This window comes from Micrococcus sp. M4NT (genome assembly GCF_033790745.1).
Taxonomy (GTDB): Bacteria; Actinomycetota; Actinomycetes; order Actinomycetales; family Micrococcaceae; genus Micrococcus.
The window spans coordinates 1-24,385 of the sequence record NZ_JAMYEH010000010.1 but is presented as its reverse complement, the minus strand read 5'-3'; the positions used below and the strand labels follow the sequence as shown (position 1 = coordinate 24,385).

Sequence of the window (24,385 nt, the reverse complement as noted above, 5' to 3'; positions counted from 1 at the left end):
CTCGACGAGGCGACCAGCCGGCGTCGTGCGCCCCGTGGGGTCCTGCGGTCGGCCCTCCCACGACGTCGATCAGCGCCGGCCGCCTCAGCGGTGCGCCTCCGTGCGGGTCGCGTCGCGGCCGGGCGCCCCCTGCCGCAGCGCCTGTCCCGCCACGATCAGCAGCATGGCCGCGCCGGCGGCCGCGGCCCCGGCCGGCCCCGCGGCGGGGGTGCCGAGGATCGCCAGCAGCGCTCCGATCAGCCCCAGGGCCAGCATCGACCCGCCGATCCACAGGAACACCGGGGCGCTGAACGCACGCGCGAACGGCAGGAAGTGCCCGCCCACCACGGCCGCCACCAGAGCGATCTGCGCCGTCGGCGCGTCTGCGGCCCGGGCCAGCAGGGGCGTCACGGGGAACAGCAGCAGCATCACGACGACGGCTGTCCCGTACACGCGCATCGCACCGGGCGCCGGGTGTGGCAGGGCGGGCAGGATCCGACGGCGGAACAGGACCGCCACGAGGGTGAAGCCGATGAGGGAGATCCCCAGCCCGCGAAGCGTGCCCTGCCATCCGGAGGGCAGACCCGCGATTCCGGCGAACAGGAACGCCGCCCCGCCGACCACCCCGATCAGCCCACCGGACACCACCGGATGCCGCAGATGCCCGATCCCACGGACACACTGCGCATCCCACCGCGCGCCTCCGTCGTCGATGACGTGCTCGCCGGATCCCACCTGTGCCATGACTCCCCCTCGCGCTGCGCGTGGTCCAGGTCATTGTGTCACGGCCGATCCCCTCGGCCCATGCCCTCCGCCTCCCTCGACGACGTCCGGGAATCCACTGCCGAAGTGACCCTTCTGAGGGCGGCTTCGGGCGCCAGAAGGGTCACTTCTGCAGTCGATTCGGCGTGGAGCCCGGCCCGGCCGCACCGCCACGCGCCGCTCAGGCGAGGGTGGGCGACCGGCGTCGTGCGGCCGCGAGCCCCACCCCGACGGCGAGGCCCGCCAGGGCCGGGACGACCCACCCGAACCCGACCTCGTACCCCGGCAGCACCCGCGCGGCGAGGCCGGTGAGACCGGTGACCGCGGGCGTGGTGGCGAGGGGCTCCGGCAGGGCGCCGAGGAGATCGAACACCGCGGCCGCCGCGGTGAAGGCCACCACGCAGCGGGCCACCACCAGGTGGTGGCGCACCCGGCTCCATGCGAGGCCGAGCAGGATCACGACGACGGCGATCGGGTAGAGCAGCATCAGCACGGGCACGGACCACGCCACGATCGCGTCGAGGCCGAGGTTGGCCACCGCGAACGAGACGAGGAGGAACGCGCTCGCCCACCCGCGGTAGGAGCCCGGGAACATGTCGGCGAACATCCGCGCGCAGGCCACGATCAGGCCGATGCAGGTCTTCAGGCAGGCCACGAACACGATGGCGGCGATCAGGTACAGGCCCGCGGCGCCGAAGTAGTGCTGCGAGGCGCCGGCGAGGATGTCCCCGCCGTTCTCTGCCTGCCCGATCGCGCCGACGCTCGTCGCTCCGATGTACGCGAGCGCAGCGTAGACGGCGGCCATGCCGAGACCGCCGACCGCGCCGGCCTTGCCGAGCTCGACGGCCATGCGGCGGGGGCTGTCGACGCCGAGGCGCCGGGCGGCGTCGACGATCACCACCGCGAAGGCCAGGGACGCGAGGGCGTCCATCGTGTTGTAGCCGTCCAGGAAGCCCTGCACCAGCGGCGCCTCGGCGTACGCGGGGGCGGGTGCCGGCAGGGGGTCCGCGGTCATGGGGGAGACGGCGGCGGCCACGGCGAGCGTGCCCAGCAGGACCAGGAACACCGGGGTCAGGTATCGGCCGATCCAGTCCATGAGGCGGCCGGGGCGGAACGCGGCGACCGCGGCGAGGGCGAAGAACAGCAGGGAGAAGAGGACGCGCCCCACGGTGCTGTCCCCGGTGAAGGGGGTCACGCCGATCTCGTAGGAGACCATCGCCGTGCGCGGGATCGCGAAGAGCGGGCCGATGGTCAGGTACAGCAGGCACGTGAAGACGACGGCGAAGCGCCCCGAGATCGGGGCCGTCATGTCCCGGACGGAGCGGGATCCGGTCAGGGCCGAGGCCACGATGCCGAGGACGGGCAGGCCGACGGCCGTGACGAGGAAGCCGAGCGTGGCCGCGGTGACGGACGATCCGGCGTCGCGGCCCAGGCCGGCGGGGAAGATCAGGTTCCCCGCGCCGAAGAACAGGCCGAAGACGAGGGAGGCCAGCAGCAGGGTCTGACTGGGGCGCAGGCGCGCGGGCATGGGTGCCTCTCGAGGGGGGAGCGGGGAGCGGCCCCGATCCTATGCCGCGCCGCGCGTCGGTGGGCCGCGACGTCTCGGCGCACCGGTGATCGACCGGCACCTGTCACGGCTCTCGGCGCGAGGACCGTGACAGATGCCGGACGCACCCCCTGCCCCTCCCGGGAGCCGGGCCCGTCTGCTCAGTCGACCGCCCGCCGCAGCGGTGCCGTCGCCTCCATCGCCGCCTCCACCAGGATCGGTCGGAAGCCGAGCGCCTCGTTGACGTTGAGCATGGGCCGGTTCTCCTCGGCGTTCCAGGTGATGATCGCGCGGGCCTCGGGCATGGCCTCGCGCAGCGCGACCACGTTCGCGGCCTTCACGCGCATCCCCAGCCGGTGCCCGCGGTGCTCGGGCAGCACGATGGTGTCCCACTGGTCGACGACGCCGCTCGCCCGGGAGCGCGGCGCCACCAGCTCGTTCAGCCCCACGATCCGGCCCGTGCCGCGGTGTCGCGCCACCGCCCGGAAGAGGCGCCCGGTCAGGAGGATCTGCTCCTCCGTGCGGCGGACGCGCTCCGCGTCCCAGGTCTGCTCGGCCACGGTCAGGTCGCCGGCGGGGACGTCCGTGGACATGCGCGCCTTGAGCACGGCGAGGTCTGCCCGTGCGGACGCGTCGCCGGGCCCCTCCCAGGCGTGCACCTCGTAGTCGGCCGAGAAGCGTTCAGCCTCCGCGAGGGCGGCGGCCGGGTCGACGGCGGGGGCGGCGATGTCGTACCGGCTCACCCGTTCGATCTGGGCGAGCGCGAAGCCGTACGACTGGGCGAGCCGTACCCCGGGGTGATCGGCGGGAACCGCGCCGGCCCCGCTCGAGGGCATGAGAACCTGCTCGCCGGGGGCGGGCGGGGCGGCCATGGGCCACGTCTCGAAGCGGGTGAATCCGGCCGTGTCCTGCACGAGCCGGTCGGCCAGCGCGCGGCCGACGCCTCGGCCGCGGTGGTCGGGGTGGACGTCGACGTGCAGGGCGGCGGCGTCGGGGTCGTCCACGTGGTTGACCAGGATGCGCGCTCGGCCGACAGCCTCGCCGTCCACATGCGCGAGGTAGCGGCGCTGGGTGTAGTCGGTCTCGGCGGCGGCCTGGAGGAGGGCGTCCTCGGGGGACTCGTCCCACTCGGCGGTGCCGAGCAGTTCGTGGTCGTACTCACGGCCGAGGCGGCAGTAGTCCTGCCACTGAGGGTCGGCGGCGGAGGTGGGCAGGGGGAACTCGATGATGTCAGGCATGGGGTGACTGCTTTCCACAGGGAGGAGGGCGCCGCCGAGCGCCGAGCGGGGCTCGGGCGGGGGCGCTGAGGGGACCTGGGTGCGGGGGCGTGGTGCGCCCCCGGCGTCACTGCTGCTGCATCATGCTGTGAAGCGTGTCACAGGTGGGGTGGAGGGGGCAAGGCGGTGCCACGACGGCCTGTTCATGCCTTGCACCTGCTGCGTCGGCGGCTGGTCAGCGAGGATGGGGCGGGCTCCCTCTCAGGTGTGGATGGTCCGCAGGGGAGTCCACCCCATGGGACGTGGCCCTCGGAGGGAGGCCCGTTCCCGGTCTGCCGCATGGGACCACCCTTGCGTTGCCCCGTCGGCCCCCACTGGGCCGCGCGCCACACGCAGCCCCACATCCTCGAGGACGGCGTCGGGGGCGCTGCCGCGGCGGACGGAGGCCCGCACGCTCCAGGGCTTGTCGGCCCAGCCGCCGCCGCGCACAGTGCGGTGGTCCCCGTCGCGGGCGGGGTCGGCATAGTCCCAGCACCATTCCCACACGTTGCCGAGCATGTCCTGCAGGCCCCAGGCGTTGGGCTCCTTCATGCCGACGTGCTGCGGCCCCTGGAGGTCATCGAGGCTGGTCCAGGCGACGTCCTCGAGTGGCCCGTAGGTGGGTGAGGTCGTTCCGGCGCGGCAGGCGTACTCCCACTCGGCCTCGGTGGGCAGCCGGTAGCCGTCCGCTGAGGTGTCCCAGGTGACAACGCGTCCGTCCTCTCCGAGGGAGTAGGCCGGCTGCAGGCCCTCCCGGTGGGAGAGGTCGTTGCAGGCCTCGATCGCCTGGAACCAGGTGAGGGGTCTGCCGTGAGTTTGGTTGACACGAGTTGTCAGGCGGCGGCAGCCGCCTGGACTGATTGAACCATCTCGAACTCGACGGGGGTGAGTCTCCCGAGACGGGCCTGCCTACGACGCCGGTGATAGGTCCGCTCGATCCAGCTCACGATCGAGAGCCGGAGCTGGGCAAAGGACTGCCAGCGACGCCGGTTCAGCACGTTCTTCTGCAACAGCGCGAAGAAGGATTCCATTGCCGCGTTGTCCCCAGCAGCACCGACCCGGCCCATCGACCCGACCAAGCCGTTGACCCGCAGCGTCTCCACGAATCGCCTGGATCGAAATTGCGACCCACGATCCGAATGCACACGGCAACCCTGCACCTCGGCCTTGCCTCCACGCCGGGCCAGAGCCATCTGCAGGGCATCCACGGCCAGCTGCGAGCTCATCCGCCGATTGATCGAGTAGCCCACGATCCGGTTCGAGAACACGTCCTTGACCGCGCAGAGATAGAGCTTGGAATCCCCGGCCCCATGCTCTGAGATGTCCGTGAGCCACAACTGGTTCGGCTTCTCAGCGCGGAACTGACGACGAACCAGATCATCATGAACGGCAGGGCCAGGACGCTTGCCCGAGCCGCGGCGGAACCAGTGGCAGCAGCGGACACGCACGAGCCGGCAGGCCTTCAACGTCTGGTGGTCCGACACGGACAAGCCACGGCCGCGGAGCTTCTCAGCCAGGAACCGGTATCCGAACTCCGGGTCATCAGCATGGGCATCGAGGACGGCATTGGCGGCATGCGCGTCGGACCATTCCCGCGCGCTGACAGGTTCGGCCAGCCACTGGTAGTAGGCCTGACGGGTGAACCCGAGGACCCGGCAGGAGAGTTTCACGGGGATCCCGTCGCGGGCCAGGTCCTTCACGACGGGATAGGTCATTTCGGGGACTGGCCCAATTTCAGGTTCGCCTGCGACAGATACGCGGCGGCGCGGCGTAGGACCTCGTTCTCCATCTCCAACTCGCGGTTGCGGCGCTTGAGAGCCTTCAGCTCCTCGTTCTCAGCCTTGGTGATGCCCGGCCGGATCCCGGCCTCGACATCATCCTGGGCCAGCCAGCCAGCGACGCAGGCAGGACTCGGCGATGCCGAAGTCCTTCGCGACCTGCGCGATCGGCATCTGACCCTTACGGGCGATCGCGACCACGTCCTGGCGGAACTCTCGGGGGTATGCAGCGGGCATGAGGACATCCTTCCAGCAGTCCCTCCCGGGACCACAGATCAGATGTCAACCAAAGTCAGGGCAGACCCGTCTGTGGGTATCCGCCCGCGGCGCGAAGGCGCTACGTAAAAAATCCCCATGAGGCCCTACTCCGGCTCACCGCCCCTCACTGGCGGCCCAGAAGTCGAGCAGCTCTCGTCCTAGCGCGTTTGCCTCGTCCATAGGCAGCGAACGCGTGCCCCCAGGCCAGACGGTGACCTCGGATTGTGGAACAAGCCTGGCGACGCGTTCCGCGGCACCCGGCCCGCCGGCGAGTGCTGAATCGCCGCCGATGTCGAGCCTCGCTGGCATCGTCAAGGAGCGCCACTGATCGTCCGTCAAGGTGCGCGGCATGGGCAGCGCAGCCGTATACCCCTGCGTTGCCTCGCTGATCATCATCGACATCGGAGAGCGTTCGGCGACGTCGTCCGTTGTGGTGCCCCCGATCTCCGCCAGCGCACGGTCCTGCCAGGACTGCGGGGTGGGGAGCGCTGCGATGGTCGACCAGAAGTAAATCGAAGCCGGCATGCCACTGGCGGCCATGATCGGCTCGACCAGGGTGAGGGAAGCGACCTGCTCCGGGTGGGCCAGGGCCAGCTCGGTCGCGGTGGCGCCACCGAAGCTATGACCGACCACGTGGACCGCCCTCAGGCCCAATCCGTCGATGGCCTGGGACACCCAAGTGCCCTGATCTGCGGGCTCTCCCAGGGGCATCGATTGTGCACTCAGGCCGGCATCCCCGATCGGATCGAGTGCGATGACAGTGCGCTGCCCGATCCACGACGGCAGATTTTCAGCCCACATCGGTGCGCCGCTGGATCGGCCAGGCATCAATAGAACTGGTGCTCCGGCGTCGTCGGGGCCGTTCCACACGAGGGCATGGACGATGCCGTAGTCCGTCTTCACCTCGCGCGTGACGTCAGGTGCCGGCAGACCGGCGAGGACATCGCGATAGGCCGCCTCATAGGCGGACCGGGCCTCTGCCGTGCGCCAGTGACCGACTCGAGGTTCGGCGGTGAAGAGATCCACTACCTTGCCGGCGGCGAGTCCCAGGATGACCACGAGGACCAAAACCTTCATGACGCGCCCCATCCAGGAAGCGATACGTTTGTATTGCATGGTGATGACGATACGTTCGTATCAGTAGGATGGTCAACATGGATCAGGGTAGAAGAGAAGAGATCCTGGCCGGTGTCTGGCAGGTAATCGCCACCGGGGGACTTGCCGCTGTCAGCGTGCGTTCCGTGGCGAAGGCGGCCGGTGTCTCGCCCGGCCGGGTCCAGCACTACTTCACCGTGAAGACGGAGCTCGTGCGAGCTAGTGCGGAGCTGATGCTGCGTGGTGCGACTGATCGCCACCCTGAAGCACTGGGACCCAGTGATGATCCGGCCACGCTGAAGTCCCTGCTGATGCACACCTTCGGGCCGGCGGTGTCGTCTCGGGCCGGGATGTCCGTCTACTACTCCTATGTGGCTGCGGGGGTGTCCGACCCTTGGATCGCCGACCTCCTCGCCGAGGCGAAGAAGGGCCTGGTCGACGCGGTGGCCGCCTGTCTTGCCGCTCAGTGCCCCCAGGTGGCAGACCCGGACTCGGCGGCTCGGGAACTCGTGCTGTTGTCCGACGGTGTTGCGCAGGCCGTGTTCCTGGGCGCACTTAAAGAGGGCGACGGGCGTGCCGTTGTCGAGGAGGCGCTGCATCGTCTGGGATGACGCGCTTGTTGGCTGAGGCGGCGCGGTCAGGGAGGGTCCCTGGTGGAGTAGCGGCGACCGCGGACCCGCCGACCGCTGGGCAGACTAAGACCTGTAGTTTGCTCGCCGTTCCAAGCGGTCACGGGGCCATCGTGCTGCGGGCCACAGGGGGGTGGGTGTCGAGATGCGGCGATGGCTGCACGGGACACGCGCTGTTCCTTGCCCAGGGGGTTAGAAACCCGGGCCCGCTCCTCAAACCGAACTCCGCAGCAGTACGCCTCACATGTGCTCGCATCATGACTCGCCTGCCACCGCCCAGCGGCACTGCCCATCGCCGTCGAAGCCCGCCGTAAGAATGAGCCCGTCGCTACGGAGGCCGAGCGAATGGCGTGACCCCGCGGCGATGGCCACGATCTCGCGCCAGGCCTGCGTGCGGCACTGTCCGTGGCTGTCGTCCCCGGCCGCGAGGACGCGCCCGTCCTCGGTCAGCCCGAGCACGTGATGGCTGCCGGCAGAGACGGCCGTGACGTCTCGCCAGCTGCGGGTCTCAGCAAGGCCAGCGGCGGCGTATCCGCAGGCCACCACGGTGCCGCCGTTCCTGACCCCCAGGGTGTGGAGGTAGCCGGCCGCGATGCCCACGATGTCGGTCCATCCGGCCACGTCGCTCTGGCCACGCGTGTTCAGGCCCGCCGCCACCACGGTCCCGTCTGATCGGAGCCCCACGGAGTGCCAGTCCCCGGCGGAGACAGCGATGATTTCGGACCAGCCCTCCACATCGCACGCCCCCTCGTCCCTCCGGCCTATGGCCGTCGTGGTGCCGCCGGCGTGTACACCCAGGGTGCGGCGCCAGCCGGCGGCGATGCCGACCATCTCAGTCCAGTCGGTGACCTCGCACTGCCCGTGCGTGTTCCAGCCCGCGGCGAGGACCGTACCGTCGGCACGCAACCCGACCGAGTGGGAACGGCCCGTGTTCCGCGCCGTGTGGACATTGCCGACGGCGACTGCGACCACGTCGGTCCAGGTGCTGACGGCGCACTCGTCTGCGCCCGGTGGGCCTGCGGCCAGGACGCGACCGCCGTTGACGACGGCCAGCGAGTGTCGCCGGCCGGCGACGAGGGGGACCCGCCGGAGGATCATCGGGCGATCTCTCGCAGGGGAGTCCAGCCCACCGGGAGCGGGCCGCGGATGGCGGCCCGTTCCCGGTCTGCCTCGTGGGACCATCCCTGTGCCGCCCCGGAGGTCCCGGCTGGGCCGCGGGCCACACGGAGGCCGACGTCCTCGAGGACGGCGTCGGGGGCGCTGCCGCGGCGGACGGAGGCGCGCACGCTCCAGGGCTGATCGTCCCAGCCGCCGCCGCGCAGGGTGCGGTAGTCCCCGTATCGGGCGGGGTCGGCGTAGTCCCAGCACCATTCCCAGACGTTGCCGAGCGTGTCGTGCAGGCCCCAGGGGTTGGCCTTCTTCTGGCCGACGGGCTGGGGGCCGGCAAGGTGATCGAGGCTGGTCCAGGCGATGTCCATCAGCGGCCCGTAGGTGGGCGAGGTGGCGCCGGCGCGGCAGGCGTACTCCCATTCAGCCTCGGTGGGCAGTCGGTAGCCGTCGGCGGTGGGGTCCCAGGTGACCGTGCGCCCGTCCGCGCCACGCGTGTAGGCCGGCCGCAGGCTCTCGGCCGCGGAGAGCGCGTTGCAGAGGGCGATGGCGTCGAACCAGGTCAGTGGCGCGGACGGCTGCCCGGTGTCCGGGTCGTGGAGGGGGTGGACGGCGATCTCGAAGGGGTCCAGCTCGACGTCCCGTGTGGTTCCGCGGCGGGCGTCGCGAAGGGTGATTTTTCCCGAGGGTAGGGGAGTCATTGCGGGCTGGGGCATAGGGCCAGCGTGGCACATCGGTTTCCCGGCAAGTCGGGCGGCGAGAGGGAGTCACGCGGCCCGAGCTGTCAAGATCTGGGGCGTTCTTCGGCGTATGAATCAAATTGGCGCGTTTTTGAAATCTTCGTTGCATCTCGACATCAGATTGGCGAGTTTGTTAAATCTTCGTTGCATCTCGACACCTGCAGCTCAAGGATCCGGCCCGGCCCGCTACACTCTTGAACACCGTTCAGGACGCGTCTCACGCGCCCCACGGCCCCCCGTCACCCGCACCACCCTCGAGGAGCCGCCCCATGGCCACCCCTGTCTCGTCCACGGCGCACACCGCCCGGGGCACCAGCCCCGCCGTCGACCGCCCCACCCGCGGCTCCTCCGGCGGCGGCCTCGCCCGCATCGCCGTGCTGGCCGCGCTCATGGCGGTCCTCGGCATGGTCCCGCCGATCCCGGTGGCCGGCATCCCGGCGCCGATCATCGCCCAGAACATCGCCGTCATGCTGGCCGGCGTGATCCTCGGCCCGTGGCGCGGCGCGGCAGCCATGATCCTCTTCAACGCGCTCGTGGCGCTCGGCCTGCCCCTGCTCTCGGGTGGCCGCGGCGGCCTCGGCGTCATGGTCGGCCCGACGGCCGGATTCATCTGGGGCTGGATCCCCGCGGCGTTCGTCGTCGGCCTGATCTTCTGGGCCATGACCGGCCGCGCCCGCCGCGGCATCGGCACCGGCCGCGTGGGTGTCGCGGCGTTCGTCGCCAGCCTCATCGGCACCATGGGGGTGCTCTACGCCTGCGGCGCGCTGGGCTTCATCCTCATCGCCGGCACCGAGCCGGCCGCGGCGTTCGCCATGCTCCCGGCCTTCGTCCCCGGCGACCTCGTGAAGGTCGTCGTGACCGCGCTCCTCGCCGCCGGCCTCTGGAAGGCCTACCCGCGCGCGTTCCGCTGAGCGGGCGCCGGGCGTGCCCGGCGCCCTGCGACTGCGGCCCCGCCTCAGCGGTTCATGCCGTACGGCAGCCGGTCCCGGTCGAGCGTGATGTCGGTGTAGCCGTGCGGCTCGGGGCGGCCCTCCTCGTCGAGAGAGACGAACACGATCTTGTCGATCGTGAGGATCACCTCGCCGGTGATGATGTTGCGGACCTTGGCGCGCATGGTCAGCGAGGTGCGCCCGAACTCCACGGCGCGCAGGCCCATCTCGATCATGTCGCCCTGCTCCGCGGAGGAGCGGAAGTTGATCTCGGAGATCAGCTTCGTCACGGAGCGCGGGTTGCCGAGCTGGATGATGGCGTAGATCGCGGCCTCCTCGTCGATCCAGCGCAGCAGCGATCCGCCGAAGAGCGTCCCGTTGGCGTTCAGGTCCTCAGGCTTGACCCACTTGCGGGTGCGGTAGGTGACGTCGTCGGAGTGCGCGGCATGGTCGGCGGAGGGGGTGGTGGCGTCAGTGGTGTCCATTCGCCCACGTTAGGGCGTGGGAGGAGTCAGGAGAAGAGCATGCGGCAGATGACACGGCACTCGGCCGGCGCTCCGGAGCGCATCCTCGCCCTGGACGGCGTCCGTGCCGAGGCGGACGGGCCCGACGGCGTCGTCACGCTCCTCGAGGACGTGACGCTCACGCTCCGCGCCCCGCGCGTCGCCGTGGTGGGGGAGAACGGATCCGGCAAGTCCACGCTGGCCCGGGCGATCGCGGGCCTGGCCGACGTCGCGGCGGGAGAGGTCACCGTGCACGGCGTGGACGCCGTCCGGGACGTGAAGGGGCTGCGGCGCACCGTGGGCATGGTGTTCGCCAATCCGGCCGCGCAGGCCATCATGCCCACCGTCCGCGAGGACGTGGAGCTCACCGTGAAGTCCCTGCGGCACGACGACGGCGCCCGCCTCGGCAGGGCCGAGGTCACCGCGCGCGTGGACGCGGCGCTGGCCGAGCACCGGCTCGCCGAGATCGCGGACCGGCCCTGCCTCGCGCTCTCGAGCGGCCAGGCGCAGCGGCTTGCGATGTGCTCCGTGATGGCGGCGTCGCCGTCGCTGGTGATCGCGGACGAGCCGACCTCCCTGCTCGACGGCCGGCACCGGCGGATCATCGCCGAGCGCCTGCTCGCGGCACGGGACTTCCAGCTGCTGCTCGTCACCCATGATCTCGAGCTGGCCCGCCGGTGCGACGAGGCCGTGTGGATCCACGACGGCCGCGTGCGTGAGGTCGGCCCGGCCGGTGACGTGATCGGCGCGTACGAGGCCTTCCTCGACGAGGCCGTGGCCGCGGAGTTCGGCGCGTGATCTCGCTCTACGTCGCCGGCGACTCGCCCCTGCACCGCTGCCCGGCCGGCCTCAAGGTCGCGCTGCTCGCGGTGTGGGTCCTGGCGCTCACGCTCCTGCCGCCGACCGTGTGGACGGCGGGCGCCGCCGTCGTCGGGGCCGGGCTGGCCTACACCGTGGGCTTCGGTGCGCGCCGCGGGCTGGGGATGCTCGGCCGCGATCTGCGCGGGCTCTGGATCTTCTACGCGTTCCTCTTCGCCGCGCAGTGGATCTTCGGGGACCTCCTCTCCGCCGCCCTCATGGTGACCCGCGTGCTCGGCGTGGTGCTGACGGCGCAGATCCTCACCCGCACCACGCGGATCGCGGACATGGTGGGGGTGGCCGAGGCCGCGCTGGGGCCCGTGAGCCGCATTCCGTGGCTCGGCCCGAAGCTCGCGCTGGCGGGGTTCCGGCCGGAGCGCGTGGGGCTGGCGATGGGCCTGGTGCTCAGCTCGATCGGTCACTTGCGCGGATTGGCCGGGCAGGTGCGCCACGCGCAGGCCAGCCGCGGCGTGAGGATGGCCCCGTGGGCGTGGATCCTGCCGCTGCTGGTGCTCTCCCTCAAGCACGCCGACGACGTCGGGGATGCGCTCGCGGCCCGCGGGGTGGAGTAGGGGCGCGCCAGCCTGGTCGCAACACGCCGTGTCGAACTTCGGCAGACGGCGTGTTGCGACCACTCTGGGAGGAGTCCGGCGAGTCCGGCGAGTCAGGCGAGTCCGGCGAGTCAGGCGTCTGGCGCGGAGGGGCTCGGTGCGCCAGGCCCGATGTGTCAGCACGGCATTGACACGTGCGTTCCCATGCCCGACGCTGAATCCGTGAGCAAGTCCCTGATCTCCTCCGCGGTCGTCGTCCTCCTGATCCTCCTCGTCACCGTGCTGACGGACGCCAGCACATGGCTCGTGGGCCTGATCTCCGGGCTGGTCTGCCTCGTCGGCGCGTGGTGTGCCCCCCTGTTCCAGTCCGGCAGTCCCTACGGTGGCACCCTCTTCGGCGGCTGGCAGTCCCGGTGGGACGGCCCGAAGGCGGTCCAGCTCCTCGTGGCGGGGGCGGCGGTCGCCGTGAGCCTCCTGCTGGACCTGTTCGACGGCGGGGTGCCCGCGATCATCGGCATCATCGCGGCGTGCCTCGTCGGTGCGCTCGTCCCGGTGCCGGGCGACGGCGCCGATGGGGCATCATCGGAGGATGTCCGACCCGCATGACCGGATCGCCGCAGCGCTGCGTGACCAGGCCGCCGCCGAGCGCCGTCTGCACGCCGCCGTCCAGGCCGCGCGGTCGGACGGGTGGAGCTGGACGCAGGTCGCCGAGGCGCTCGGCGTCACGCGTCAGGCCGCCCACCGTCGCTTCCACTCCGCGCCCGCCCTGGCCGACGACGACGTCGGCACGGGCCCCGGCCGCGGCTGCCGCACCTCCCCGGGTGACCCGTGGGCCGAGGCCCGCGCCACCGCGATGGGGGCCGTGGCCGCGTGGCTGCGCGGCGACGTCGCGGCCGTCCACGCGCACATGACCAGCACCGCGCGCGCGGGCCTGCCGCAGTCCGCGCTGCGCCGGGTCATGCTCGAGGTGGAGGACCTCGCCGGCCCCCTGGGGGACGCGCGGGTCACGGGCGTGCACGACCTCGCGGGCGAGCTGCTGAGTGCGGCCGGGTCGCTGGACGACGCATCGGCACCCGGCGGCGAGGTCCGCGCGGGGCGGCGCCGGGCTGTCGTCGTGCGCGGTGTGGTGTCCGGGGAGGACACGGACCCCGTGGTGCACGTGCTCATCGGTCCGAGGGGCCGCGTGTCCGGACTGAGCGTCCGGATCTCCGACGAGCTCGAGCAGTGGCCCCTGTGATGCACTGGCAGCAGAGGAAGGCGCACCTCGCTGAGCATCGACGCCGCCGTCCGGGAGGGCGCGGAACGGGGTGAGCCGGTCAGGCGCCCCGCGCGAACGCCAGCGCCTCCTCCACGATCCCGACGACGACGGCCAGCTCCACCTCGTCCCGCGGCCCGTAGACCATGAACTCCGTGCCGTGGTCGGCGTACTGATGCGGCTCCGCCCAGCCGAGCTCCACGAGCCGCCTTCCGCGCTCGGCCGGAAGCACGAGGTGCACGGAGGTGTCGGCCACGCCGTGCAGGTGCACCGGCTCGAGGCGACGGCCGGGGGCGAGGTTCGTCTCGGGTGCCCGCTCCACGTCGATGTCGGCGAGGAACACCCCGCGCGACGACGCCGGCGAGACCTGGCTGTGGCCCTCGACCACGCCGTCGAGCGCGAACACGCGGGCCGTCAGCTCACCCCACAGTGCCGGCGAGGCCCGCTGGTCGAGCTGGCGGTGGGGTCCGTCGTCGGAGGTGGTGGGGCGGACGCCGGGCCGCGGGGTGCTGATCATGCGGTCAGGCTACGCGGCCGCTCGGGCGCTCCTCAGCCCGGAGGCCGCTCCGCACACGCAGCGGGAGGCACCCGCCTCAGCGTGCGTCCTGATCCCGGGCGGCGTCGACGACGACGCGCACGGCCGGCATCGCGGCGTCGGCGGACGCCCCCTCCAGCGTGCCGCCGAGCCGTTCCCACACCCGTTCGGCCGCGGGGACCACCACGAACAGCGTGACCTGCCGGACCACTGTGGTGAACACCGAGGCGCGCAGCCCGCGGCGAGGGTCCAGGCCGCGGTCGATCAGCTGGCGCGTCTGCTCCACGGAGAGGTCCACCAGCCGGTCCAGGAGGCTCTCGCCCGAGGCGCGCGGCGCCGTGAGGGCCTGCGCCAGGTAGCCGCCGATGAGGGGGCGTTCACGGAGCAGCTCCTGGAACGCCGCGTCGCGGGCCGCGGAGATCTCGAGCGGCGTGCCCTCCAGGGGGACCGCCTCGAGGGTCGCGCGGACGAGGTCGATGATGTCGTCGTCCACCGCGCGGGTCAGGCCGTCCTTGCTGCCGAAGTGGTGCCGGACAAGCCCGGGCGCCACGCCCGCGTTCTTGCCGACGTCCCGGACGCTCGTCGCGTGCTCGCCCCGCTCCGCGTACAGCTCGAGGGCGCTCAGGCGGAGGCGGGCGGCGGAGGAGAGGTCCTCGCGGGTGAGGGGTCTGGCCGTGGTCACCGCGCAAGGCTAGCGGATCGAGGAGGGTGTTGTGCGATCGTGCAATGAATGATTCACTGATGCCAGAACGTGTGACGACGAGCACACACGCCACGGATCGTGAGGATCACCATGAACGCCACTCCCGCCACCTCACCCGTCATGGGAACCGCCTCCACCATGGGCGACGTCGAGCAGCTGACGACGACGCGCCTCATCCGGGACGCGGCCCGCACCTACCGGGACCAGGAGATCGTCCACCGGACCCTCGCCGGCGAGTGGGAGGTCACAGACTATGCGACCTCCTGGGGCCGGACGCAGCGCGTGGCCGCCGGCCTCGCGGCGCAGGGCATCGGCCCGGGCGACCGCGTCGGCCTGCTCCTCTGGAACGACCTGCGGCACTTCGAGTGCTACTTCGCCGTGCCGTTGACGGGCGCCACCATGGTCCAGCTCAACCTCCGCCTCGCCCCGCAGGACCTGGCCTACGTCATCCGGCACAGCGGCGCCCGCACGCTGATCGTGGACGCCACGCTCCTGCCGCTGGCCGAGGGGCTGGCCCCGCACCTGCCGGAGGACACCCGGTGGATCGTGGCCTCGGACGGCGATCTCCCTGAGGCCTGGGCCGGCCGGGCGGACGCGGTCTCGTACGAGGACCTGGTGGCCGGGCACGAGCCGATCGAGGACGCCCCGGACATGGACGAGCGGTCCGCCTCCGGCGCGTGCTACACCACGGGGACCACCGGTCGGCCCAAGGGCGTGTACTACTCGCACCGGTCCACGTGGCTGCACTCCTTTGCGGTGGCCGCGAGCACCGGCATGACCATGGACGACACCGTCATGCTCCTGACCCCCATGTTCCACGCCCAGTGCTGGGGCCTGCCCTACGCGGCTGTGGCGGTCGGCGCCCGCATCGTGCTGCCGGGCCGCTTCACGCTGCAGGACACCCCCCTGCTGACGGACGCGCTGGTGGAGCACGGCGTCACCCTGGCTCCGGCCGCTCCGGCCATCCTGCTGCCGATGCTCCATCACCTCGAGCAGATGGCGCAGACGCCGCACCTGCCCGGCCTCCGGTTCCTCTGCGGCGCCTCGGAGCCCCCCGTGGCCCTGATGCAGGGCTTCGACCGCCTCATGGGGGCCGAGATCATCCACGCCTACGGGGCCACGGAGACCTCGCCCATCGTGTCGGTGAACCGCCTGCGCCCGGCCCTCAAGGCGGGTCTGACCGAGGACGAGCAGTGGGACCTGAAGCGGTACCAGGGCCTCGTCGTCACCGGCGTCGACGTCAAGATCGTGGACCCCCTGGGCCAGCCGCTGCCGCCCGGCGAGCAGAACGTCGGTGAGATCCGGGTCCGCGGCCCGTGGGTCACCAGCTCCTACGGGGACGATCCCGAGGCCACGGAGAAGGGCTTCGACGACGAGGGCTACTGGCGCTCCGGCGATGTCGGCTACCTCTCCGAGGACGGCTACCTGAAGGTCTCCGACCGGATGAAGGACGTCATCAAGTCCGGCGGCGAGTGGATCTCCACCATCGACCTGGAGAACCACATGCTCACGGTCCCCGGCGTGTCCGAGGCCGCCGTCGTCGGCGTCCCCCATCCCAAGTGGCAGGAGCGCCCCCTCGCCCTCGCGGTGCGCGCCCCCGGCGCCGACGTCACCGAGGAGCAGGTCAAGGACGCCCTCCGCGCCCGCTTCGCCTCCTGGCAGGTGCCCGACCGCGTCCTCTTCGTGGACGAGCTGGACCGCACCTCCGTGGGCAAGCTGGACAAGAAGCGCCTCCGGCAGGCCTACGCCGACGCGCTCGCCGAGGGCGACGGCCCGTCCGCGCCGCAGGGCTGACGCGCGGCCCCGCCGGCCCCGCCGAGACCGCCCCAGACCCGCAGCCCCCCGAACATCCGAACCCACTGACCCCCCACACCGAAGGAGATCCCCGTGACCCGGGACGCCTACCTCTTCGACGCCGTCCGCACCCCCCGCGGACTCGGCAAGCCCACCGGCTCCCTCCACGAGGTCAAGCCGATCGACCTCCTGGGCGGCCTCTTCGACGCGCTCCGCGAGCGCCACCCCGAGTGGGACCCCGCCACCGTCGAGGACGTCGTGCTCGGCGTCGTCAGCCCGGTGGGGGACCAGGGCGCGGACATCGCCCGCGTGGCCGCCCTCAAGGCCGGCATGCCGGAGAACGTGGCCGGCGTGCAGCTCAACCGCTTCTGCGGCTCCGGCCTCGAGGCCGTCAACCAGGCGGCGGCCCGCATCCGCTCCGGCTGGGAGGAGATGCTGATCGCCGGCGGCGTGGAGTCCATGTCCCGCGTCCCCATGGGCTCCGACGGCGGCGCGTGGGCCACGGACCCGGCCACCGCGCTGGCGCTGCACTTCGTGCCGCAGGGCATCTCGGCGGACCTCATCGCCACCCGCCAGGGCTTCACCCGGGAGGACCTGGACCGCTTCGCCGTCCAGAGCCACCACCGCGCCGCCCAGGCGTGGGCCGAGGGCCGCTTCGACAAGTCCGTCATCCCCGTGAAGGACATCAACGGGCTGACCGTCCTGGACCGGGACGAGACCATCCGACCGAACTCCTCGCTCGAGATCCTGGCCGGGCTGAAGCCCTCCTTCGCCGCGATGGGGGAGCAGGCCGGCTTCGACGCCGTCGCGCTCGACCGCTACACGGACGTGGACCAGATCCACCACGTCCACCACCCGGGCAACGCCTCCGGCATCGTGGACGGCGCCGCGCTGACCCTCGTGGGCAGCGAGGAGTCGGGCCGCCGTGCCGGCCTGACGCCGCGCGCCCGCATCGTCTCGGCCGCCGTCGTCGGCTCCGAGCCCACCATCATGCTCACCGGTCCGACGCCGGCCTGCCGCAAGGCCCTCGACGTCGCCGGGATGACCGCGGGCGACATCGACCTCGTGGAGATCAACGAGGCGTTCGCGGCCGTGCCCCTCCAGCTGATGCGGGACCTGGGCTGGAGCGAGGAGCAGACCAACGTCAACGGCGGCGCGATCGCCATGGGCCACCCGCTCGGCGCCACCGGCGCCATGATCCTGGGCACCCTGGTGGACGAGCTCGAGCGCCGCGACCTGCAGACCGGCATCGCCACCCTCTGCATCGGCGCAGGCATGGGCGTCGCCACCATCGTCGAGCGCGTCTGAGCGCCTCCGACCCCGACTTCCGCCCGACGGCAGAGAGAGCACAGCAGCCATGACTGAGAACATGATCACCTGGGACCAGGACGCCGACGGCGTCGTCACCCTGACCATGGATGACCCCAACGCCAAGGTCAACACCATGAACGACCTCTGGCGGGACTCCATGGAGGCCACCGTGGAGCGGCTCGAGCAGGAGCGCGAGTCGATCGCCGGCGTCATCCTCACCAGCGCGAAGAGCACCTTCTTCGCCGGCGGCAACCTGGACCAGCTGGGCCCCACCGGCCCGGACGAGGCCGCGGACGTCTTCGCGATGACCGAGCACGTGAAGTCCGTCCTGCGCCGACTCGAGAAGCTCGGCCGGCCCGTGGTCGCCGCCATCAACGGCGCCGCCCTCGGCGGCGGCCTGGAGATCGCCCTCGCGTGCCACCGCCGCGTGGCCGTGGACGACGCCCGCATCAAGGTGGGCCTGCCCGAGGTCACCCTCGGCCTGCTCCCCGGCGGCGGCGGCATCACGCGCCTCGTGCGGATGCTGGGCCTGGAGAAGGCCCTGATGGACTGGCTGCTCCAGGGCACCCAGTACCGCCCCGCGCAGGCGAAGGAGAAGGGCGTCATCGACGAGCTCGTCTCCTCGCAGGACGAGCTGCTGCCCGCGGCGCGGCGCTGGATCCTCGAGCAGGGGGCCGCGGCGGCGAAGGCCCAGGAGGGCGGCCCGGAAGAGACCGACGAGGCGCTCGGCGCCCCCTCCTACGCCGTCAAGCCGTGGGACCAGAAGGGCTTCCGCCTGCCCGGCGGCTCCCCGCAGCAGCCGGCGATGGCCTCCCGCCTGCCCGCGTTCCCCGCCACGCTGCACAAGACGCTGCACGGCGCGGACCTGCCGGCGCCGAAGGCGATCCTCGCCGCGGCCGTCGAGGGCGCGCAGGTGGACTTCGACACCGCCCTGCGGATCGAGACCCGCTACTTCGTGAGCCTCGTGACCGGCCGGGTCTCCACGGCGATGGTGCAGGCGTTCCACACAGACATGGGCGACATCCGCTCCGGCGCGGCCCTCGGCGAGCGCGCCACGGAGCGCCACACCGTCGGCTCCGTGGCCGTGCTCGGCGCGGGCATGATGGGCGCCGGGATCGCCCACGCCCTCGCCGTCAACGGCATCGAGGTGGTCCTCAAGGACGTCTCGGTGGAGAACGCCGAGCGCGGCAAGTCCCACTGCGCGGACCTGCTGGGCAAGGCCGTGGCCAAGGGCCGGATGGACCAGGCCGCCGCGGACGAGGTGCTGGGCCGCATCCGCACCACGGAGGACTACGCGGACCTCGCCGGCGTGGACGCCGTCATCGAGGCCGTCTTCGAGGACTTCGAGCTCAAGACGGGCGTGTTCGCGGAGGTCGAGAAGGTGGTGGGGAAGGACACGCTGCTGTGCAGCAACACCTCCACCCTCCCGATCACGCTGCTGCAGGAGCCGCGGGAGCGCGCCGCCGACGTCATCGGCCTGCACTTCTTCTCCCCCGTGGACCGCATGCAGCTCGTGGAGATCATCCGTGGCGAGCAGACCTCCCAGGAGGCCGTGGAGCGCGCCTACGACCTGGTCCAGCAGATCCGCAAGGTCCCGATCCTCGTGAACGACGGCCGCGGCTTCTACACCTCCCGCGTGTTCGGCACCCTCGTGCTGGAGGCCGCCGCCATGGTGGAGGAGGGCGTGGACCCGCAGCGCGTCGAGCGCGCCGCGCGCCAGGCCGGCTTCCCGGGTGCGCCGCTGGCCATGCTGGACGAGGTCTCGCTGACCCTCACGCAGCACGTGCGCCGAGAGGAGGAGAAGGCCGCCGCGGCCGCCGGCACCGAGCGCGTCGTGCAGCCGGGCGAGCAGATCGTGGACCGCATGGTGGAGGAGTTCGAGCGCCCGGGCCGTGCCCGCGGGGCAGGTTTCTACGAGTACCCGGCCGAGGGCTCCAAGCACCTGTGGCCCGGTCTGCGTGAGCACTTCACCTCGGACGTGGACGTGCCGGAGCAGGATCTCCAGGACCGCTTCCTCTACCGCATGGCGATCGAGACGGCCGGCTGCTTCGAGGACGGCGTCCTGACCGACACCGCGTCCGCGAACATCGGCGGCGTCCTGGGCATCGGCTACCCGCCGCACACCGGCGGCCCGGCCACGTTCATGACCAACCGTGAGAACGGGCTGGCGGACTTCGTGGCGCGCGCGGACGAGCTCGCAGAGGCCTACGGCGAGCGCTTCCGCCCGTCCGAGTGGCTGCGCGAGCGCGCCGCCTCGGGGAAGGGCCTCGTGTGAGCGCGCAGGACACCGTCTCGCAGACCGCCGCCGGGGGCGCCGCCGTCGCCTCCGGCCCCCTGGCCGGCGTGCGGGTGGTGACGATCGCGCTGAACCTGCCCGGGCCCGTCGCAGCGGCCCGCCTGCAGGAGCTGGGCGCCGACGTCGTCACCGTGCTCCCGCCCGGCGGGGACCCCGTGGCCACGCTGGTGCCCGCCCTCTACGCGGAGCTGCATCGCGGCCAGCAGGTGCGCACCGTGGACATGAAGTCCCCGGACGGGGCCGCCGAGATGGAGGGGATCCTCGCCGCGGCGGACGTGTTCCTCACGTCCCACCGCTCGGGGGCCCTGCGCCGCCTCGGCCTGGACGCCGACGCCGTCCGCGCCCGTCACCCGCGGATCTGCCAGGTGGACGTCACGGGCTTCGCCGGGGACCGGACGGACGTCCCCGGTCATGACATCAACTACCAGGCCGAGGCGGGCCTGCTGGAGCCGGGGCCGCCGCCTCGGATCCTGGCGGCGGACCTGCACGGGGCCGAGCGCGCCGTCTCCGCGGCCCTGGCCCTCCTGTGGGCTCGCGGCGCGGACGGGGCGGGCGGGCACGCCGTCGTGGCACTGGCCGACGCCGCCCACGCCCTGGCCCTGCCGAACCGTCACCGCATGACGGACCGCCGCAGCCCCCTGGGCGGGGCCTCGCCCCACTACGGCGTGTACCCGGCCGCCGACGGCCATGTGGCCGTCGGCGCGCTCGAGCCGCACTTCGCGGCCGCGCTCCTCGAGGGCCTCGGGCTGGACCCGGACGGGGACGTCCGCGCTCAGCTCGCGGGCGCCCTCCTGGAGCACGACGCCGCCCACTGGCAGGCCTGGGGCGAGGAGCGGGGCCTCCCGCTGACCGCCCTCGCCGCGGCGACCGCCTGAGCCGCTCATCCGACACCCCGCGCCCACCCCGGCGCTGCGCCCCCTGACGCAGACGCCCCCTGATCCCGAGGAGAACCCCCATGACCGCCGCTGACACCCGGAGCCGTCCGCTGATCGACGTCGACGTCCTCGAGTACCACCGCCTCCTGACGCCCGAGCAGCAGGAGAAGCTCACGGAGATCCGCGCCGCCCTGGCCGAGATCGTCACCCCACACGTGGCGGAGGCCTGGAGCCGGGACGAGTTCCCGCACGAGATCGCCCGCCAGGTGGGCGAGCTCGGCTTCAACCACCTGAACGGCATGACCACCGACCCGCTGTTCCGCGGCTGCCTGATGGCCGAGCTGTCCCGCGCGGACATCTCCCTCAGCGTCTACTTCGCCCTGCACAACGACCTCGTGGGCGCGACCCTGGAGCACCTGGGCTCCGAGGAGCAGAAGCAGAAGTGGCTCCCGGGGCTCTACGCCATGGAGTACACCGGCTGCTTCGGGCTGACCGAGCCGGAGCACGGCTCCGACGTCGCCGGCGGCATGGCGACCACCGCCCGCCGCGAGGGCGACGAGTGGGTGATCAACGGGGCCAAGCGCTGGATCGGCAACGGCACCATGTCCCGGATCGCGATCGTGTGGGCCCGCGACGAGGCGGACGACCAGGTCAAGGGCTTCATCGTGGAGACCGACACCCCCGGCTACGAGGCCACCAAGATCGAGCACAAGACCGCCGTGAAGATCGTGCAGAACGCGGACATCACCTTCACGGACGTGCGGATCCCGGCGGAGAACAAGCTGGAGAAGGCGAACTCGTTCGCGGACACCAACGTGATCCTGCTCGGCTCCCGCAACGGGCTGGGCTGGCAGGCCGTGGGCGCGCAGCAGGCCGTCCTGGACATCGCCCGGAACTACGCCCTGGAGCGCACGCAGTTCGGCCGTCCGATCGCCGCCCACCAGCTCGTGCAGTCCCTGCTCGTGCAGATCGCCGGCAACCTGGCCGCCACGCTCGGCATGGCCCACCGCGCCGTCCAGCTCGAGGCCGAGGGCGCGGTGTCCATGACGCAGGCCTCCCTGGTGAAGCTGAAGACCTCCCAGATGTGCCGCGAGTCGGCCGCGCTGGGCCGGCAGATGATGGGCGGCAACGGCATCCTCGCCGACGTCGGGCTCGGACGCTTCTTCTGCGACGTCGAGGCGATCTTCACGTACGAGGGCACCTACGAGGTGAACTCGCTGATCGTGGGCCGCGGCCTCACCGGCCACTCCGCCTTCCTCTGACCCCCCTCCGACGACCGCCCCACCAGATCAGGAGCCACCGTGACCACCTCCGAGACCCCCCACACCTCCGCGACCACCCACGGCCGGCCCACCGAGCGGCGCGGCCACGTCGCCGAGCTGCTCGCCGCCACGGTGGCCCGCCAGCCGGACACCGTTGCCCTGCGGATCGGCGAGGCCAGCATGACCTACCGCGAACTGGATCAGGTCACGGCCGCGACGGCCGGCTGGCTGCGCCACCGCGGGGTGGGCCCGGGGGACCGGGTGGCCGTGATGCTGCCCAATGCCCCGGCCTTCGTGGCGGTCTACGAGGCGCTCATGCGCCTGGGTGCCGTGATGGTGCCCCTGAATCCGCTGTTCACCGCCCGGGAGCTGCGGTACTTCCTCGAGGACTCCGGGGCCCGCCTGCTCTGGACCATGCCCGGGCTGCCGGCCGTGGACGAGGTGACCGGGGACCCCGCCGTCGAGGTGGAGGCGGTCACCGCGGACCTGCAGGCGGTGGCGCAGCAGTGCGCGGCGGAGGGGATCGCCCCGGTCGCGGAGATCACCCCGCGGGACCCGGACGACGACGCCGTGCTGCTCTACACGTCCGGCACCACGGGACGGCCCAAGGGCGCGCGGCTGACGCACACGAACCTGCGTTCCAACGCCATGGCGACGGCGACCGGCCTGGGCCGGCTCGGCCCGGACGACGTCGTGTTCGCGGCGCTGCCGATGTTCCACGTGTTCGGGCTCTCGGTGGTGCTCAACGGCGCGGTGTTCGCCGGCGCCGCCCTGTCCCTCCTGCCGCGCTTCGTTCCGGACGGGGCCTTCCAGCAGCTGCAGGACCACGGTGTGACGTTCCTGCCCGGCGTGCCCACCATGCACGGCGCGTTCCTCGCCGTCGCCCGGGCCCGCCGCGAGGCCGGGGCCGAGCCCGCGGACTTCTCCCGCCTGCGCCTGCCCCTCTCCGGCGGGGCGAGCATGCCCGTGGAGACCCTGCGCGCGGCGGAGAAGCTGTACGGCGTTCCCGTGTTGGAGGGCTACGGGCTGTCCGAGAACGCGGGTGCGTGCTTCTTCAACCCCGTGGACGCCCCGATCCGCCCGGGCACCGTGGGCCGGCCCGTGGACGGCTTCGAGGCCCGGATCGTCACCGTGGACGGGACCGTGGTGCCCGAGGAGGACCTCGAGACCGCCGGCGAGCTGCGCATCCGCGGCGAGGGCGTCATGGCGGGCTATTGGGGCCGGCCGGAGGACTCGGCGGCGGCGTTCGACGACGAGGGCTGGTTCCGCACCGGCGACCTCGCCCGCCGGGACGAGGCCGGGTACGTGCTGATCGTGGACCGGCTGAAGGACGTGGTCATCCGCGGCGGCATGAACGTCTACCCGCGCGAGGTGGAGGAGGTCCTTTACGAGCACCCGGACGTCGTCGAGGCGGCCGTGGTGGGCGTGACCGACGAGCGCCTCGGCGAGGAGGTGGCGGCCTTCGTGTCCGTGGCGCCGGGCAGCGCCGTCACGGAGGACGAGCTGCAGGCCTTCGCCGCGGAGCGGCTGGCCCGCTACAAGCAGCCCCGGACGGTGACCATCATGGACGGGCTGCCCAAGAACGCCACGGGCAAGATCCTGCGCCGCGAGCTGAGGGGCTGACGCCGGAGGGCGCCGCGGTGCCATCGGGGCGTCGGGCCCGCTACTCCCCGGTCTGGCCGTCGATCTGCTCGCGCAGCAGGTCCGCGTGGCCGTTGTGGCGCGCGTACTCCTCGATCATGTGCGTGAGGATCCACCGCAGGGAGACCTGGGCGCGGCCGCCCCAGGCGTCGTGGGTGGCGGCGACCGCGTCGTCGTCGTCCTCCGCCTCGGCCATCAGCCTGACCACGATCTGCCGCGAACGGTCCACCGCGCGCTCCCACAGGGCGTGCAGCTCCTCCGAGGTGTCCTGGGCCGCGCTGTGCCAGTCCCAGTCCTCGTCCTCGCTCCAGTCCACGCAGACCCACGGCTCGGAGGTCGGCTCGGCCAGGGCGCACTCCTCGAACCAGTGGAACTCCACGTAGGCCAGGTGCTTGAGCAGCCCGCCGAGCGTCATCTCGGAGGGATGGCCGTCGAGCCGGCGGCGCAGCGCTCCCGTGTCGAGGCCGCTCGTTCGCCACTGCAGCGTGGCCCGCTGGAAGTCGAGGAACCCGAGGAGGGTCTGCACCTCGCTCGCGGACAGCGGCGGCTCGGGCCGGCCCTGGTCGTCGTAGAACACGGTGGTCATGGGCCGAGCCTAGGGCGTGTCTGAGAATGGATCCAGGGGGCCAGCTGACACCCTGGAAGGCATGTCCCGCTTCCAGATGCTCTCCGATGCCCAATGGGAGTTGATCGCCCCGATGCTCCCGACCCGGACCGGCAGG

Annotated in this window: 23 protein-coding genes and 1 pseudogene; 12 read left to right on the top strand and 12 right to left on the bottom strand. The window is 72.1% G+C overall.

The window, feature by feature from the left end:
- Window positions 1–84: 84 nt before the first annotated feature.
- From NJC10_RS08265 to NJC10_RS08240, 6 genes and pseudogenes are all read right to left on the bottom strand, one after another.
- On the bottom strand, window positions 85–723 hold the full coding sequence (locus NJC10_RS08265) for a hypothetical protein (RefSeq protein WP_319075852.1): 639 nt from the start codon (window positions 721–723) through the stop codon (window positions 85–87).
- Window positions 724–922: 199 nt separating this feature from the next.
- Entirely contained in the window at window positions 923–2,269 is a 1,347-nt protein-coding gene (gene brnQ / locus NJC10_RS08260; protein WP_319075850.1) for a branched-chain amino acid transport system II carrier protein, read from the bottom strand.
- 179 nt (window positions 2,270–2,448) lie between these two features.
- Window positions 2,449–3,525, bottom strand: a complete 1,077-nt coding sequence (locus tag NJC10_RS08255; protein ID WP_319075847.1) for a GNAT family N-acetyltransferase — start codon at window positions 3,523–3,525, stop codon at window positions 2,449–2,451.
- 240 nt (window positions 3,526–3,765) lie between these two features.
- Window positions 3,766–4,380, bottom strand: a complete 615-nt coding sequence (locus NJC10_RS08250; RefSeq protein ID WP_319076039.1) for a formylglycine-generating enzyme family protein — start codon at window positions 4,378–4,380, stop codon at window positions 3,766–3,768.
- Window positions 4,377–5,558, bottom strand: a pseudogene (locus NJC10_RS08245) (IS3 family transposase). The gene NJC10_RS08250 and the pseudogene NJC10_RS08245 overlap by 4 nt, the downstream one beginning before the upstream one ends.
- A 135-nt stretch (window positions 5,559–5,693) precedes the next feature.
- Window positions 5,694–6,695 (bottom strand): alpha/beta fold hydrolase, encoded by a 1,002-nt coding sequence (locus NJC10_RS08240; protein WP_319075846.1) that lies wholly within the window; start codon window positions 6,693–6,695, stop codon window positions 5,694–5,696.
- A 38-nt stretch (window positions 6,696–6,733) separates the two neighbouring features.
- On the opposite strand from NJC10_RS08240, the gene NJC10_RS08235 reads away from it, so the two are divergent.
- The gene (locus NJC10_RS08235) at window positions 6,734–7,285 is read left to right on the top strand and encodes a TetR/AcrR family transcriptional regulator (RefSeq protein ID WP_319075844.1); all 552 of its coding nucleotides are present in this window, start codon (window positions 6,734–6,736) and stop codon (window positions 7,283–7,285) included.
- Window positions 7,286–7,558: 273 nt separating this feature from the next.
- On the opposite strand, the gene NJC10_RS08230 is transcribed toward NJC10_RS08235, so the two are convergent.
- Both NJC10_RS08230 and NJC10_RS08225 read right to left on the bottom strand, forming a co-directional pair.
- Window positions 7,559–8,275, bottom strand: a complete 717-nt coding sequence (locus tag NJC10_RS08230; protein ID WP_319075843.1) for a chromosome condensation regulator — start codon at window positions 8,273–8,275, stop codon at window positions 7,559–7,561.
- Window positions 8,276–8,397: 122 nt separating this feature from the next.
- On the bottom strand, window positions 8,398–9,126 hold the full coding sequence (locus NJC10_RS08225; protein ID WP_413466418.1) for a formylglycine-generating enzyme family protein: 729 nt from the start codon (window positions 9,124–9,126) through the stop codon (window positions 8,398–8,400).
- Window positions 9,127–9,419: 293 nt separating this feature from the next.
- Between NJC10_RS08225 and NJC10_RS08220 the strand changes: the two genes are divergently transcribed.
- Complete coding sequence (locus NJC10_RS08220; protein WP_319075841.1) at window positions 9,420–10,061, top strand: biotin transporter BioY; 642 nt, start codon at window positions 9,420–9,422, stop codon at window positions 10,059–10,061.
- Between the two features lie 44 nt (window positions 10,062–10,105).
- Here NJC10_RS08220 and NJC10_RS08215 read toward each other — a convergent pair whose 3' ends face one another.
- On the bottom strand, window positions 10,106–10,564 hold the full coding sequence (locus NJC10_RS08215) for an acyl-CoA thioesterase (RefSeq protein ID WP_248117279.1): 459 nt from the start codon (window positions 10,562–10,564) through the stop codon (window positions 10,106–10,108).
- Window positions 10,565–10,603: 39 nt separating this feature from the next.
- Here NJC10_RS08215 and NJC10_RS08210 point away from each other — a divergent pair, with 39 nt between their 5' ends.
- The 4 genes from NJC10_RS08210 (at window position 10,604) to NJC10_RS08195 (ending at window position 13,228) form a co-directional block, all read left to right on the top strand.
- Window positions 10,604–11,380 (top strand): ABC transporter ATP-binding protein, encoded by a 777-nt coding sequence (locus NJC10_RS08210; protein ID WP_319075839.1) that lies wholly within the window; start codon window positions 10,604–10,606, stop codon window positions 11,378–11,380.
- Window positions 11,377–12,012, top strand: coding sequence for an energy-coupling factor transporter transmembrane component T (locus tag NJC10_RS08205; protein ID WP_319075838.1), 636 nt, complete (start codon window positions 11,377–11,379; stop codon window positions 12,010–12,012). Before NJC10_RS08210 ends, NJC10_RS08205 begins: the two co-directional genes overlap by 4 nt.
- 201 nt (window positions 12,013–12,213) lie before the next feature.
- Window positions 12,214–12,597 carry a hypothetical protein gene (locus NJC10_RS08200; RefSeq protein ID WP_248117282.1) on the top strand — a complete coding sequence of 128 codons (384 nt, stop codon included), beginning with the start codon at window positions 12,214–12,216 and terminating at the stop codon, window positions 12,595–12,597.
- Window positions 12,581–13,228: a helix-turn-helix domain-containing protein gene (locus NJC10_RS08195; protein ID WP_319075837.1), complete on the top strand. Its 648-nt coding sequence runs from the start codon at window positions 12,581–12,583 to the stop codon at window positions 13,226–13,228. Before NJC10_RS08200 ends, NJC10_RS08195 begins: the two co-directional genes overlap by 17 nt.
- Before the next feature lie 79 nt (window positions 13,229–13,307).
- Here the strand turns inward: NJC10_RS08195 and NJC10_RS08190 are convergent, their stop codons facing one another.
- On the bottom strand, window positions 13,308–13,763 hold the full coding sequence (locus tag NJC10_RS08190; RefSeq protein WP_319075834.1) for a luciferase family protein: 456 nt from the start codon (window positions 13,761–13,763) through the stop codon (window positions 13,308–13,310).
- 76 nt (window positions 13,764–13,839) lie between these two features.
- Window positions 13,840–14,463: a TetR/AcrR family transcriptional regulator gene (locus tag NJC10_RS08185; protein WP_319075833.1), complete on the bottom strand. Its 624-nt coding sequence runs from the start codon at window positions 14,461–14,463 to the stop codon at window positions 13,840–13,842.
- Window positions 14,464–14,574: 111 nt separating this feature from the next.
- Between NJC10_RS08185 and NJC10_RS08180 the strand changes: the two genes are divergently transcribed.
- The 6 genes from NJC10_RS08180 (at window position 14,575) to NJC10_RS08155 (ending at window position 23,645) form a co-directional block, all read left to right on the top strand.
- Window positions 14,575–16,278: a long-chain-fatty-acid--CoA ligase gene (locus NJC10_RS08180; RefSeq protein WP_319075832.1), complete on the top strand. Its 1,704-nt coding sequence runs from the start codon at window positions 14,575–14,577 to the stop codon at window positions 16,276–16,278.
- Window positions 16,279–16,371: 93 nt separating this feature from the next.
- On the top strand, window positions 16,372–17,586 hold the full coding sequence (locus NJC10_RS08175) for an acetyl-CoA C-acetyltransferase (RefSeq protein WP_248117288.1): 1,215 nt from the start codon (window positions 16,372–16,374) through the stop codon (window positions 17,584–17,586).
- 49 nt (window positions 17,587–17,635) lie between these two features.
- Window positions 17,636–19,864, top strand: a complete 2,229-nt coding sequence (locus NJC10_RS08170) for a 3-hydroxyacyl-CoA dehydrogenase NAD-binding domain-containing protein (RefSeq protein WP_319075830.1) — start codon at window positions 17,636–17,638, stop codon at window positions 19,862–19,864.
- Window positions 19,861–20,760 carry a CoA transferase gene (locus NJC10_RS08165; protein WP_319075828.1) on the top strand — a complete coding sequence of 300 codons (900 nt, stop codon included), beginning with the start codon at window positions 19,861–19,863 and terminating at the stop codon, window positions 20,758–20,760. Before NJC10_RS08170 ends, NJC10_RS08165 begins: the two co-directional genes overlap by 4 nt.
- 80 nt (window positions 20,761–20,840) lie before the next feature.
- Window positions 20,841–22,022, top strand: a complete 1,182-nt coding sequence (locus NJC10_RS08160; protein ID WP_319075825.1) for an acyl-CoA dehydrogenase family protein — start codon at window positions 20,841–20,843, stop codon at window positions 22,020–22,022.
- A 39-nt stretch (window positions 22,023–22,061) separates the two neighbouring features.
- Window positions 22,062–23,645, top strand: coding sequence for a long-chain fatty acid--CoA ligase (locus NJC10_RS08155; RefSeq protein ID WP_319075823.1), 1,584 nt, complete (start codon window positions 22,062–22,064; stop codon window positions 23,643–23,645).
- A 40-nt stretch (window positions 23,646–23,685) separates the two neighbouring features.
- Here NJC10_RS08155 and NJC10_RS08150 read toward each other — a convergent pair whose 3' ends face one another.
- Entirely contained in the window at window positions 23,686–24,249 is a 564-nt protein-coding gene (locus NJC10_RS08150; protein ID WP_319075821.1) for a DinB family protein, read from the bottom strand.
- Between the last annotated feature and the right edge of the window lie 136 nt (window positions 24,250–24,385).

Excerpts from the sequence above, each read along its gene's own strand:
- NJC10_RS08265 (WP_319075852.1), bottom strand. The coding sequence starts at position 723 with ATGGCACAGGTGGGATCCGGCGAGCACGTCATCGACGACGGAGGCGCG.
- brnQ (WP_319075850.1), bottom strand. The coding sequence starts at position 2,269 with ATGCCCGCGCGCCTGCGCCCCAGTCAGACCCTGCTGCTGGCCTCCCTC.
- NJC10_RS08255 (WP_319075847.1), bottom strand. The coding sequence starts at position 3,525 with ATGCCTGACATCATCGAGTTCCCCCTGCCCACCTCCGCCGCCGACCCT.
- NJC10_RS08240 (WP_319075846.1), bottom strand. The coding sequence starts at position 6,695 with ATGCAATACAAACGTATCGCTTCCTGGATGGGGCGCGTCATGAAGGTT.
- NJC10_RS08235 (WP_319075844.1), top strand. The coding sequence starts at position 6,734 with ATGGATCAGGGTAGAAGAGAAGAGATCCTGGCCGGTGTCTGGCAGGTA.
- NJC10_RS08225 (WP_413466418.1), bottom strand. The coding sequence starts at position 9,126 with ATGCCCCAGCCCGCAATGACTCCCCTACCCTCGGGAAAAATCACCCTT.
- NJC10_RS08220 (WP_319075841.1), top strand. The coding sequence starts at position 9,420 with ATGGCCACCCCTGTCTCGTCCACGGCGCACACCGCCCGGGGCACCAGC.
- NJC10_RS08215 (WP_248117279.1), bottom strand. The coding sequence starts at position 10,564 with ATGGACACCACTGACGCCACCACCCCCTCCGCCGACCATGCCGCGCAC.
- NJC10_RS08210 (WP_319075839.1), top strand. The coding sequence starts at position 10,604 with ATGCGGCAGATGACACGGCACTCGGCCGGCGCTCCGGAGCGCATCCTC.
- NJC10_RS08195 (WP_319075837.1), top strand. The coding sequence starts at position 12,581 with ATGTCCGACCCGCATGACCGGATCGCCGCAGCGCTGCGTGACCAGGCC.
- NJC10_RS08190 (WP_319075834.1), bottom strand. The coding sequence starts at position 13,763 with ATGATCAGCACCCCGCGGCCCGGCGTCCGCCCCACCACCTCCGACGAC.
- NJC10_RS08180 (WP_319075832.1), top strand. The coding sequence starts at position 14,575 with ATGAACGCCACTCCCGCCACCTCACCCGTCATGGGAACCGCCTCCACC.
- NJC10_RS08170 (WP_319075830.1), top strand. The coding sequence starts at position 17,636 with ATGACTGAGAACATGATCACCTGGGACCAGGACGCCGACGGCGTCGTC.
- NJC10_RS08160 (WP_319075825.1), top strand. The coding sequence starts at position 20,841 with ATGACCGCCGCTGACACCCGGAGCCGTCCGCTGATCGACGTCGACGTC.
- NJC10_RS08150 (WP_319075821.1), bottom strand. The coding sequence starts at position 24,249 with ATGACCACCGTGTTCTACGACGACCAGGGCCGGCCCGAGCCGCCGCTG.